The 12,404-nt window shown below is 51.5% G+C and carries 11 protein-coding genes; 1 reads left to right on the top strand and 10 read right to left on the bottom strand.

The features are described 5' to 3' along the window. Positions 1 to 18 precede the first annotated feature (18 nt). The 7 genes from IPG80_RS14915 to argC all read right to left on the bottom strand — a co-directional run bounded on the left by IPG80_RS14915 (position 19) and on the right by argC (position 9,407). A complete protein-coding gene (locus IPG80_RS14915; RefSeq protein WP_345108178.1) occupies positions 19 to 1,185 on the bottom strand; it encodes an aspartate aminotransferase family protein in 1,167 nt (388 codons plus the stop codon). Between the two features lie 75 nt (positions 1,186 to 1,260). Next, on the bottom strand, positions 1,261 to 4,479 hold the full coding sequence (gene carB / locus IPG80_RS14910) for a carbamoyl-phosphate synthase large subunit (RefSeq protein WP_345108176.1): 3,219 nt from the start codon (positions 4,477 to 4,479) through the stop codon (positions 1,261 to 1,263). Between the two features lies 1 nt (position 4,480). Beyond that, positions 4,481 to 5,623 (bottom strand): glutamine-hydrolyzing carbamoyl-phosphate synthase small subunit, encoded by a 1,143-nt coding sequence (gene carA, locus IPG80_RS14905; protein ID WP_345108174.1) that lies wholly within the window; start codon positions 5,621 to 5,623, stop codon positions 4,481 to 4,483. An 8-nt stretch (positions 5,624 to 5,631) separates the two neighbouring features. Next, a complete protein-coding gene (locus tag IPG80_RS14900) occupies positions 5,632 to 6,204 on the bottom strand; it encodes a hypothetical protein (protein ID WP_345108172.1) in 573 nt (190 codons plus the stop codon). A 43-nt stretch (positions 6,205 to 6,247) separates the two neighbouring features. Beyond that, entirely contained in the window at positions 6,248 to 7,426 is a 1,179-nt protein-coding gene (locus IPG80_RS14895) for a phosphoribosylaminoimidazolecarboxamide formyltransferase (protein ID WP_345108170.1), read from the bottom strand. A gap of 56 nt (positions 7,427 to 7,482) precedes the next feature. Then, the gene (locus IPG80_RS14890) at positions 7,483 to 8,304 is read right to left on the bottom strand and encodes a [LysW]-aminoadipate kinase (RefSeq protein WP_345108168.1); all 822 of its coding nucleotides are present in this window, start codon (positions 8,302 to 8,304) and stop codon (positions 7,483 to 7,485) included. Between the two features lie 68 nt (positions 8,305 to 8,372). Then, complete coding sequence (argC, locus tag IPG80_RS14885; RefSeq protein ID WP_345108166.1) at positions 8,373 to 9,407, bottom strand: N-acetyl-gamma-glutamyl-phosphate reductase; 1,035 nt, start codon at positions 9,405 to 9,407, stop codon at positions 8,373 to 8,375. Positions 9,408 to 9,458: 51 nt separating this feature from the next. On the opposite strand from argC, the gene IPG80_RS14880 reads away from it, so the two are divergent. Continuing rightward, on the top strand, positions 9,459 to 9,890 hold the full coding sequence (locus IPG80_RS14880) for a hypothetical protein (protein ID WP_345108164.1): 432 nt from the start codon (positions 9,459 to 9,461) through the stop codon (positions 9,888 to 9,890). Between the two features lie 9 nt (positions 9,891 to 9,899). Here IPG80_RS14880 and lysX read toward each other — a convergent pair whose 3' ends face one another. The 3 genes from lysX to argH are packed head-to-tail and all read right to left on the bottom strand — an operon-like array spanning position 9,900 to position 12,358. Beyond that, entirely contained in the window at positions 9,900 to 10,775 is an 876-nt protein-coding gene (lysX, locus tag IPG80_RS14875; RefSeq protein WP_345108162.1) for a lysine biosynthesis protein LysX, read from the bottom strand. Positions 10,776 to 10,822: 47 nt separating this feature from the next. Then, positions 10,823 to 10,993, bottom strand: a complete 171-nt coding sequence (gene lysW / locus IPG80_RS14870; protein ID WP_345108160.1) for a lysine biosynthesis protein LysW — start codon at positions 10,991 to 10,993, stop codon at positions 10,823 to 10,825. Between the two features lie 3 nt (positions 10,994 to 10,996). Continuing rightward, positions 10,997 to 12,358 (bottom strand): argininosuccinate lyase, encoded by a 1,362-nt coding sequence (argH, locus tag IPG80_RS14865; protein ID WP_345108159.1) that lies wholly within the window; start codon positions 12,356 to 12,358, stop codon positions 10,997 to 10,999. Between the last annotated feature and the right edge of the window lie 46 nt (positions 12,359 to 12,404).

The raw sequence follows: 12,404 nt of genomic DNA, 5'->3' as shown, positions 1-12,404 counted from the left end.
TTGGTAATTGGTAATTGGTCAGTCATTGGTTTCTTGAGTCAATACTTCTGTGAGTACTTCCACCAGCTGGTCGATTTGTTCATAGGTGATCACGAGTGGAGGCAGGAGGCGGACTACAGTCAAGCCTGCATTCAACGCAATGATCTTTCTTTCCTGTAACGCCTTGATGTACCCTGTCACTTTTTGTTTCATTTCAATGCCAACCATCAAGCCAAGTCCACGCACTTCACGGATATTGGGAGATTGAATGGCTTTCAATTTATCCATCAAATACGCGCCTTTTGCCGCCGCTTGACCAGGCAGATCTTCATCTTTCATCACATCCAACGCCGCATTCGCCGCCGCACATGAAAGCGGATTGCCGCCAAAGGTCGAACCATGCACGCCCGGTGTGAGATTCTTGACGTTGGGTCCGATCAGCACCGCGCCCATGGGCACGCCCCCAGCGAGGGACTTGGCACAGGTCAACAGATCAGGCGTCACGTCGAAGTGTTGAACCGCGAACATCTTGCCAGTGCGCCCAAAGCCGGTTTGGATTTCATCCACGATCAGCAATGCACCGCGTTCATCACAAATACGGCGGGCGGCTTGGATATATTCAGCAGATGCTGGATACACGCCGCCTTCGCCTTGCAAAACTTCCAAAATCACAGCGGCGGTTTCTTCGTTGACGGCTTTATCGAGGGCTTCGATATTGTTGTACGAAACATGCGAAACGCCGGGCAATAGCGGTTCGAAGCCTTCGCGATATTTTTTATTGAAGGTGGCAGAGAGCGAGCCATAGGTCCGCCCATGAAAGGCACGCATAGCGGCGATGATATTTTTTCGTCCTGTCGAGATACGCGAAAACTTGAACGACGCTTCCACGGCTTCGGTGCCAGAGTTGCAGAAGAAGACTCTGTCCATGCCGGGAACAAGTGCAGTGATCTTTTCCATCAATGCGGCGCGTTGGTCATTGGGAAAAGTTTCAAACAAAGTAATGAGCGTATTCGCCTGCTTGTAAAGCGCCTCGGCGATCTTCGGGTGTGCATGCCCCAAGTTTGCCACGCCATGACCAGACGAGCAATCCAGATACTCGTTGCCATCCACATCGAACAGCGAAGCCCCTTGCCCACGGACGATGGTCAGTGTTTGCTTGGCGTACACGCCGGACGTGTGTTTATTTTCAGTTTCAACGATATTCATAGTTAACTCCAATGCAGAAGTCAGAATGATGAATGCAGAATTGAAATTCTAACTTCTGCATTCATCATTCTGCATTTAAGAAAAGTGACTCTGTAAACTTCGATATTGCAATTCTTTTTTGTTCAATGCCTGTATGGCAGCGACTGCCGCAATGCCTGCTGAAAGTGTCGTCAACAATGGAACATTCATTGCGATCGCCGCCGCACGGATGCGCGCTCCGTCTGAATGAGCATGCGTACCCAGTGGCGTATTCACGATCAACTGCACTTTACCGCTGCGGATCAGATCTTCAATGGCAGTAGAGCCTTCGTCGATCTTGCGCACCACTTCCACAGTTAAACCAACTTTGCTAAAAAAGTCAGCGGTGCCAGGGGTGGCGTACAAAGCAAAACCCATGCGAGATAGATCTCGCGCAACTTTCAATGCAGCACTCTTATCATAATCATTCACACTGACAAGCACTGCCCCACTTTGTGGCAAGCTCTGCCCTGCTGCGATCTGGGATTTTGCAAACGCGTGACCGAAGCGGGAGGCATGTCCCATCACTTCACCGGTTGAACGCATTTCGGGACCAAGTAATGAACTGGATCCGGGTAATTTCTTGAAGGGCAACACTGCTTCCTTGATGAAGAAACCATCCACATGCGGTTCTTCCGTCACATCAAGTTCTGCTAATTTCTTACCAGCCATCACTTGCGCGGCTTTGTACGCGAGATTTAAATTTGTGGCTTTGCTGGCATATGGCACAGTCCGTGAAGCACGCGGGTTCACTTCCAGCACACAGACCACTTCGTCTTTCAACGCGAACTGCACATTCATGAGTCCTCGAACACCGAGGGCAAGCCCAAGTTGCTCTGTATATTCGCGCATGATCCCCAAATGGAATTCACTAACCTTATACGGCGGAAGCACACAAGCAGCATCTCCCGAATGCACGCCTGCCTCTTCGATGTGCTGCATGATCGCACCGACAACAACATTATCACCGTCAGATAAAGCATCGACGTCGATCTCGAAAGCGTCTTCCATGAATTTATCAATCAGTATCGGTTGACCAGGAGCCGCCTCGATCGCCTTTTGAATGAATCCTGCTAAATGAGCCTCAGACTCCACGAGAGCCATGGCTCGCCCACCCAAAACAAAAGACGGGCGAACCAACACAGGATAACCAATCCTTTCAGCAATGACACGCGCCTCGTCCAGTGACCGGGCAATTCCATTTTCAGGCTGGGGAATGTCCAACTCTTTGAGCAGTTTCGCAAACTCTTCGCGATCTTCAGAGAGTTGAATGGCGTGCGGTGACGTTCCTAAGATTTTCACACCCGCCGCTTCGAGTCCTGCCGCCAAGTTGAGCGGAGTCTGCCCGCCGAATTGGACGATGACGCCGATGGGTTGCTCTTTATCAATGACGTTCAATACATGCTCAAGTGTGAGCGGCTCGAAATACAAGCGGTCTGCCGTGTCGTAATCGGTGGACACGGTTTCGGGGTTGCAGTTGTACATGATGGTTTCAAATCCCATCTCAGACAAAGCGAACGCCGCCTGACAACAGCAATAATCAAATTCAATACCCTGACCAATGCGATTCGGTCCGCCGCCGAGGATGAGGATCTTTTGCTTATCCGTCGGGCGGGATTCGTCACCCATTTCGTATGCAGAGTATAGATACGGCGTCTGCGATTCAAACTCTGCGGCGCAGGTGTCGACTCTTTGGAATGTTGGAAGGATGTTGAGTTTCTTCCGTAATTCGCGGAGATTGGTAATTGGTGATTGGTAATTGGTAAGTAGGCGGGCAATATGTGAATCCGAGAAGCCTAATTGTTTAGCGATACGAATCACAGGTTTCAGTTCTGCCTCGGTCTTGCAATTACCAATTACTACTTCCCAATTACTGATTTCTTTCATCTGAGCCAGGAACCACAGGTCATAGCCGCTCGCTTTGGAAATTTCTTCTAGTGAAATTCCCTGCCGAATTGCTCGATAGACACGGAACAATCGGTCTGCGGTGGGAAGTTTCAGCGTGGACAATGTTTCGGGTTCAGCGGGCAACTCTCGGCTGGGACCGGAGCCGTCGAGGGCGTCGACTCCGATTTCGAGGGATTGGATCGCTTTGTTCAAGGCTTCGGGGAAGGTGCGTCCCAATGCCATCACCTCACCCACCGATTTCATCTGCGGACCAAGAGTTGGATCCACGCCAGGGAATTTCTCGAACGCCCAGCGCGGAATCTTGGTGACGACATAATCGAGCGAAGGCTCGAAGGCGGCTTTGGTTTGACCTGTGATGTCGTTAGTGATTTCGTCTAGGGTGTAACCGACAGCGACAAGCGCGGCAAGTTTGGCAATGGGAAAGCCCGTGGCTTTGGACGCCAATGCAGACGAACGACTCACACGCGGATTCATTTCGATGACAACAATGCGTCCCGTTTTAGGATCCACACCGAATTGCACATTCGAACCGCCCGTTTCCACACCAACCGCAGAGAGAACACGATGCGCAAGGTCGCGCAAGACTTGATACTCACGATCAGTCAGCGTTTGCGCAGGCGCGACGGTGATGCTATCACCGGTGTGAACGCCCATCGCGTCGAGATTTTCGATGGAGCACACGACAACAAAGTTATCGGCTTTGTCGCGCATTACTTCGAGTTCATATTCCTTCCAACCAATGACAGACTCTTCGAGCCATGCCTGTCCGATCGGAGATTCGGAAATCGCGCTGCGCACGGCTTCTTTCAGTTGAGCGGGGTCATAAACCCACGACGCGCCAGTGCCGCCCATCGCAAACGAAGCGCGGACAAGAACGGGATAGCCCGTTTGTTTCACGAGTTCTTCTGCCTCTGCGAGTGAATACGCCGCTCCCCCGCGCGGAACGGGAATATTATTTTTCTGCATCGTCTCACGAAAGAGCAGACGATCTTCGGCAGCTTTGATAGCACTGAGTTTCGCGCCAATTAATTGCACGCCATATTTTTCAAGTACGCCGTTTTCACTGAGAGCGAGCGCAAGGTTTAGTCCCGTCTGCCCGCCCACAGTGGGAAGCATGGCATCAGGTTTTTCTTGCGCGATGATGGCTTCCAGCGACTCGGGTGTGAGCGGTTCGATGTAGGTCGCATCTGCAATTTCGGGGTCGGTCATGATGGTGGCGGGATTTGAATTGACCAGCACCACACGATAGCCTTCCGCTTTGAGAGCTTTGACCGCTTGCGTGCCAGAATAATCGAATTCAGCCGCCTGACCGATAACGATGGCGCCTGAACCCGGAACAAGGATGGTATGAATGTCTGTGCGTTTCATATTATTTACCCCCGATCATGTTGAAGAATTCACCGAAAATATCATGGGCATCATGCGGACCCGGCGCAGACTCAGGATGAAACTGAACGCTGAACACAGGTTTCTTTTTCATCCGAATGCCTTCCAACGAGTCGTCGTTCAAACTTTTGTATGTAATTTCCACTTCATCTTTGTTCAAGTCACCCGCGGTGACACAGTAGTTATGGTTTTGTGCAGTGATGAGAACCTCTCCGCTTGGCAAATGCTGAACGGGATGATTCCCGCCGTGATGTCCGAATTTGAGGCGGTAGGTGTCGGCTCCGAGCGCACGACCGATGAGTTGATGCCCAAGACAAATGCCAAACATCGGTACGTTGCTTTCAATCAATTTTTCGACAGCTTCAACGGCATAGGGCAGGCCCGCCGGGTCGCCGGGACCGTTCGAGAGAAAGATGCCGTTGGGGTTTAGTGCGAGCACTTCTTCCGCAGAAGTATCCGCAGGGACAACAGTCACATTTGCGCCATATGAAGATAAATGGCGCAGGATGTTTTCTTTGATACCAAAATCATATGCAATAATTCGATATTCGTTATTCGATCTTCGATTATCGAGTTTCGAATTATCGGATCTTTCCACCCACTTACTCCCCGCATCATCCGACCAGTGATACGTCTCTTCGCAGGTTACTTCTTTCACCATGTCACGCCCGTCGAGTCCACTCCACTCGCGCGCCATCTTCAACAACGATTCGGCAGACGTACCTTTTGTAGAGAGCGCCGCTTTTTGCGTGCCGCCGTCGCGCAGTTTACGAGTTAACCAGCGCGTGTCCACACCGCCGATACCAGGGACTCCGTGTTGGGCAAGCCAGTCAGATAAAGAAAGTGCCGAACGCCAGTTCGACACCACAGGACTCAAAGCACGGATGACAGCAGCAGACACTTGCGGATGTGCCGATTCGTCATCTTCTGTATTGATGCCCACATTCCCAATGTGTGACACGGTGAACAGCACACCCTGTCCGCGGTAGGATGGGTCGGTAAGGATCTCTTGGTAACCAGTCATGCTGGTGTTGAATACCAACTCAAAAACGGCATCGGTCTCCGCACCAAATGCCTGACCTTCCAAGATGGTTCCATCTTCCAAAACGAGTGTTGCAAACTTCATGAATTCACCTAATGGTCATTAAGATATGCAGCGATCATGGCATCATAATGGGCTGTCACTTGAAAGCCCTTGACGGCAAGTTGCTTGCGAAATTCAAATGGGATGGTGCCTTCGTTCAATTTCGATAATACTTCGGGATAATCCGCGGGATTGCAGACGAGAGTAACACGCTCATGGTTCTTTGCCGCTGCACGGATGAGCGTAACGCCGCCGATGTCGATGTTTTCAATAACATCTGCATATGTCACATTCGGTTTTGAAATGGTGGCTTCAAAAGGATAGAGATTGACGACCACCAGGTCAATAAAATCCCAACCGAGGTTTTGAAGTTCGGCAAGATCCGCTTCAGTAGGGCGGGCAAGTAACCCGCCATGGATGGCAGGATGCAGGGTCTTGACGCGCCCGCCAAGAATTTCAGGCGAGTGGGTGTACTCGGAAACTTCGGTGACGGTCAAGCCGTTCTCGTGCAGGAGTTTGGCTGTCCCACCGGAAGCGAGCAGAGTCCAATTCAAGGCGGTGAGACCCTTGGCAAGATCTACAATGCCGGTCTTATCGTGAACAGAAAGAATTGCTTTGGGCATAAAAAATCCTTGTGCAGGGCGGATCGCGATCCGCCCCTGCTATTTAATGATGAAACAACCGCACTCCAGAAAAGACCATTGTCATGTCATAGTCATTCGCCGCCTGAATGACAACATCATCGCGGGTGGAGCCGCCGGGTTCAAGCACATATTTCACACCGCTGGCTGCGGCACGGTCGATCGAGTCGCGGAAGGGGAAGAAGGCATCGGAACCGAGAGTGGCGGAATCCAGCTTGGAGAGCCAGTCCTGTTTTTCGGGGAGAGTCAACTGCGGCGGAGTCTGAGCGAAGATCTCATCCCAGGCAGATTTTTCGTTGGGGGTTACATCATCGCGCAGGAACTGGTCGATGGCATTGTCTCGGTCTGGTCTTTTGATATTTGATTTGAAAGGCAACCCCAACACTGCAGGATGCTGACGCAGCCACCACAAGTCCGCTTTTTGCCCGGCAAGGCGCACGCAATGAATGCGTGATTGCTGCCCCGCCCCCACCCCAATGGTCTGACCGTCTTTTACGAAACAGACCGAATTCGATTGTGTGAACTTGAGCGTAACCCACGCGAGGATCAGATCACGCATGGCGGATGCAGGCAGATCTTTATTCGTGGTGACGATATTTGAAAAATCATCTGGTACTACACGGCGATCATGCCGCCGCTGTTCGAAACGGATGCCAAACACATCACGCTGTTCCTGCAAGTCACCCGGCTCATACGCCGGGTCAATTTGAATGACCGCATATTTGCCCTGTTTCTTTGTTTTGAGAATTTCAAGCGCGGCAGGTTCGTACGCGGGTGCGATCACTCCATCTGAAACTTCACGCGCGATCAACCGGGCAGTTGGCACATCCACCGTATCAGAGAGCGCGATGAAATCACCGAACGAGCAAAGCCGATCCGCACCACGGGCGCGGGCATACGCCGTGGCAAGCGGCGAGAGTTCAAGGTCATCGACAAAATATGCCCGCTTCAAAACATCTGAAAGCGGAACACCCACCGCAACACCCGCCGGGCTGACATGTTTGAACGAAGCCGCCGCGGGCAAGCCCAGCGACGCATTCAACTCACGCACCAATTGCCAGGCGTTGAGCGCATCGAGCAGATTGATGTAACCCGGCGAACCGTTGAGGACCTTGATGGGTAAATCTACGCCCGCTGCCATGAACACACTGGCAGGCGCCTGCTGTGGATTGGTCCCATAACGAAGTTTCAAAGAAGCGCTCATCGTTTCACCTTTGTAAAAATCGCGTCATTGTACTGCTCCTGACTTGTCTAGTCAACCTACTCAATGACGGTCCCATTCCCTGCCAGCGCACTTGAGACCGGGTTTTGAATGCGACCATCGGCAATGATGACGCGTTTCACGCCGCCTTTGAGAGCTTCTTCTGCTCCGAGGACTTTCTTCTTCATGCGACCTTGCGCCGCCTCACTCGCCGCCGCAAGTTGACTCTGCGGCAGTTGCCGAATGAGCGTTGATTCATCTGGGAAGTTTTTCATCAAGCCAGGAACCGCAGTGAGCAACAACAGATTCTCCGCCTTCAGCGCGGATGCCACCATCGCCGCCGCGCGGTCGGCATCTACATTCAATGCCTCCCCTTTTTCACTGACCGCCACCGGTGCGATCACGGGCATGTAGCCCGCATCCAGTAACATGGTCAATAATTCGCTGTTCACTTTTTCGATCTTGCCCGTGTAATCATCGCGGATGATCTTACGCTTGCCATTCTCGATGCTCTGCACAGACTCTTTGCGCGTGGCTTGCATCAGTTTCCCATCAAGCCCGCACAACCCAAAAGCATTCACACCTAACATTTGCAATTGCTCGGTGAGCAAAGAATTGACCTTGCCATTAACCGCCATCAAAAAGATCTCCAGCGTTTTGCGATCGGTATAACGCGAGGTATATCCCGAGGGCGAGGTGATCATCTTCGGCGGCGTGCCAAGACCTTCGCCCAATGCATTCGCCTCAGCCGAACCGCCATGCACGAAAACCAACTTCTTGCCTTGATTTAATAACTCTACGGCATCTTTGCAGATCGCGGAAAAATCTACGCCTTCGGTGCCACCGAGTTTGACTACAGTAACTGAGGTATGTTCTGTCATAATTTCCTGTCCAAAACGATATTCGATACTCGAAATTCGAATATCGAATTATCTAATATCGAGTATCTCTAAATCGGATGTAAACCCATAAACTCCAAGCCAAGCGTCTCATCCCATCCCATCATCAAATTCAGACACTGCACCGCCGTACCCGAAGCACCTTTCATCAGGTTGTCGATCGCACACATCGCTACGATGTGACCGTTACTCTCATCCAGTTCAAATCCCAAATCGGCATAATTCGAGCCAGCAAGGATCTTCGGCTCCGGCACACGGTAAATTCCGCGCTGTTCCTTCACCACCCGCACGAATGGATTTTCATTCGCCACTGCTCTATAAGCTTTCCACAAATCTTTTGTCGCCACACCAGGCTTGACCTTGGCATGAGCCGTCGCCAACACCCCGCGGACAATGTCCACTGCGGTCATGGTCAGTGAAATGTCTTTTACGCCCATTTCCTGAATCACTTCGGCGGTATGACGATGCCCGAACGCAGAGAACGTGCGGATTACATTCGCCCGTTCCGCATGCAGCGAACCGGAATTTCCTTCCGCGCCGCCTTCAGAGGAACCCACTTTAATCTCGATAATTACTGGTGAAGCCAGATCGATCAACCCCGCTTTGACCAATGGCAGCAACGCAAGGTTGCTCGCCGTAGCATTGCATCCCACCCCGCTGATATAACTCGCCTTGGAAATCTCTTCGCGATGCAGTTCAGGTAAGCCATACACGAATTTACTCAACCACTCGGGCGCGGCATGAGCTTCGCCGTACCACTTCTCGTAAAACTCCGCATCCCGCAGACGGAAGTCCGCCGCGAGGTCAATAATTTTTGTTCCGAGCTTGGCATATTCTTCAATATTCTTCTGCGCCTGTCCATGCGGCTGGGCGAGGAAGAGAATATCCACCGACTCCAATTGCGACGGGTCGCTAAACTTTAACTGTGTGCGTTTGCGCAAATTAGGGTGAGTCTGATATACATACTCCCCTACCCGTGAACGCGAAGTGACTTGTTTGATTGCCACATTCGGGTGCCCGAGCAACAAGCGCAGCAACTCGCCACCACCATATCCCGAACCTCCAATAATTGAAACAGTTGTCATACAACTCCTTTTCCTATATAATGCTGAAAAAAAACACCTTTTTGAGGAAAAATGCCCGTTATTTATAATATTTTTTCAGAACTCAATCTCATCATTTATGTTGGCACTGGTCTAGTCACCCCAACAGAATTTTTCAGGGTTGGGGATGAAGCACTTCAGAACCCTCATATAACAGAAAATATGAAAGTTATTCTGGATTTCTTCAATGCCGAGCTTGACACCTCTGTATCTGATATTCACCTTGCCATTTTCAAAAATAACGAAGCAAAGCAACTAGGCAAGGGGGTCGGTCAAACAGCAGTTTATACACGCAGTGCGACGATGAAGTTTCTTGGCGTAGCATTAAGGCAGATTTCTTTTGATTCGGTTGCCAACTTCAGTATTTTCCACAATCAAAGCGACGCCATCCAATGGTTGGGTTTGGAAGAAGAGTCTGTGATCGCGAGCTGGGAAACCCTGACAAAACAAATCGAGAGAACGTAAAATCAAACATCAAGTTGTCTTGGTAGATTTTTTTGCCACTTTGACCACATATTCCACGATCTCGCCTGCAATATCAATACCGCTCACAGGCTGCATGGTATGAAATTCCATGGTGTGATTGATCTCATTGACCACAAGTCCCTTTTCAGGGTGCTCCACCAAGTCCACGCCAAGCAAGCCGCCGCCCACCGCCTTTGAAGCACGCAGACAAATATCTTCGATCTCCGGCGTGATCGGACACAACTCACCGCTGCCGCCGCGCGCCGTATTCGTGATCCAATGCTCCGAAGTGCGATACATCGCCGTCAATACACGGTCACCGATCATGATGACGCGAATATCACGCCCGGGCTTCTCAATGAATTCCTGAATATAAAAAACCGAATGCTGCACCGAACCCAGCGTGGACTTATGCTCCAGCACCGCCTCCGCCGCATCGCGGTCATTGACCTTCGCCAGCAACCTTCCCCACGAACCGACAACCGGCTTCAACACCACCGGATAGCCAAAGGCTTCAATCGCTTCAAGCGCCGCTTCGGGAGTGAAGGCGGTCACGTTATGCGGCTGAGGCACACCATCACGTGCCAGCACAGCGCTGGTCATCAACTTGTCACCGCACACTTCCGCCACTGCCGCCGTGTTCACCGTTGGTACACCGAACGAGTTCAGCAAACGTAAGGCATACAACCCGCTGTTGTAGCTGATACTGCGTTCCAGCACCGCGTCATACTGCTTCCACGGTTCAGGCTTCTCCAGGTCAAAACTAATCGCGCGGTCATCGAGGCGGTCATAGTCAATGCCGCGTTTTTCCATCGCGCCAAAGATCCATTTCTCTTCCACACGCACACGGGAATATAGGACGCCAATCTTTAATCGTCGTTGCATAATGTTCTCCGTAGGGGCGACTCGCGAGTCGCCCCTACATCAAATAATTATTCACCCCAATCTTCCTGTTCCATCGGCGCGAGCTGCACAGCGGCAGGGTCGATCGAGGTCACTTCCAGATCCACGCCGCAATCCGAGCAGACGATGATCTCACCGGCTTCGGTTCCAGCCGCCAACTCAATCTGGGCTTCACATTCGGGGCATACAACTGTAGACATGATTTATTCTCCTTTGATTTTTGAAATTTGATTTTTGACCGATTGGAGACTCGTGCCGCCAACCGTATTTCTTTTATTGATCGATTCCAGCGGATCGAAAACTTTCACCACATCCGCCTCAAAAACTGGACTGATCGCCTGATACGCTTCGAGGGGCAGTTCCTCCATCCGAACATTCCCCTCCCCCGCCGCACGGACAACTTTCCCCGCCAGCGAGTGCGCTTCTCTGAACGGCACACCTTTCTCCACGAGATAATCTGCCAAGTCCGTTGCCATCATCGTCGAGTCGATGGCGCTTCGCATTCGTTCCGGCTTGACGGTGATCGTCCGCAACGCCGCCGCCATGACGGGTAATATCGAAAGCAAGGTATCCGTCGCTGCAAAGACAGGCGCTTTGTCTTCCTGCAAATCTTTGTCGTAAGTAGAGGGCAACCCCTTGAGCGTGGACATCAACCCCGTCAGCAAGCCGATCATCGTCCCTGCCTTGCCGCGAGTTAACTCAAAAACATCGGGGTTCTTCTTCTGCGGCATCAAGCTAGAGCCAGTCGAGAAAGCATCGGAGAGTTCGAAGAAGCCAAACTCTGCGGTGGTGTACAAAACAATTTGTTCAGCTAATTTGCTCAAGTGGACAGATGCCATCGAACAGACGAACAAATACTCCGCTGCAAAATCCCGGTCTGAAACGGCATCCAGGCTATTCTGCGAAACTTCCGAAAAGCCAAGGTTTTTCGCCAGCGCATCACGGTCAAGCGCAAAGGGAGCACCTGCCAAGGCACCGCTTCCCAACGGCAGAACGGATACACGTTTGGTCAAGTCATTCAAGCGTTCCACATCGCGCTTCAACGCCCAATAGTGACTCAACCACCAATGTCCCAACAAAATCGGCTGCGCTCTCTGCAAGTGAGTGTAGCCCGGCATGATGGTCTCGCCTGCAAGTTCAGCCTGCTCCACCAATGCAGATTGCAGATTGAGGAATGATGAATGAAGTTCAGGAATCGCCTGCAACATCCATAATCTGAAATCTGTGGCGACCTGGTCATTGCGGCTTCGTCCCGTATGAAGTTTGCCAGCGGCGGCACCGATGAGTTCGCTGAGTCTGCGTTCCACTGCGGTGTGGATATCTTCGTCAGAGGGTTGGAAGATAAACTCACCCGAAGCGAATTCTTTTCGGACAGTATCCAGCCCGAGCGAGATCGAGGCGTGTTCTTCATCCGTAAGAATGCCTGCGTTATGAATCGCCGCAGCCCAAGCAATACTTCCTTCCACATCCTGAATCGCCATGCGCTGATCAACAGGCAGGGACGAATTAAGCGCCCATGCGAGAGAGTCTAATGATTGAGTAAATCTGCCACCCCAAAGGGTCATGTGATTTCCTTTCGGTCAGTTAGTAAATTAGTAGATTGGTAAATTG

This window comes from Candidatus Villigracilis vicinus (assembly GCF_016702885.1).
In the GTDB taxonomy this organism is placed as follows: Bacteria; Chloroflexota; Anaerolineae; order Anaerolineales; family Villigracilaceae; genus Villigracilis; species Villigracilis vicinus.
Note: the sequence above shows the minus strand (reverse complement) of the source record. Positions and strands in the feature narration are given on the sequence as shown.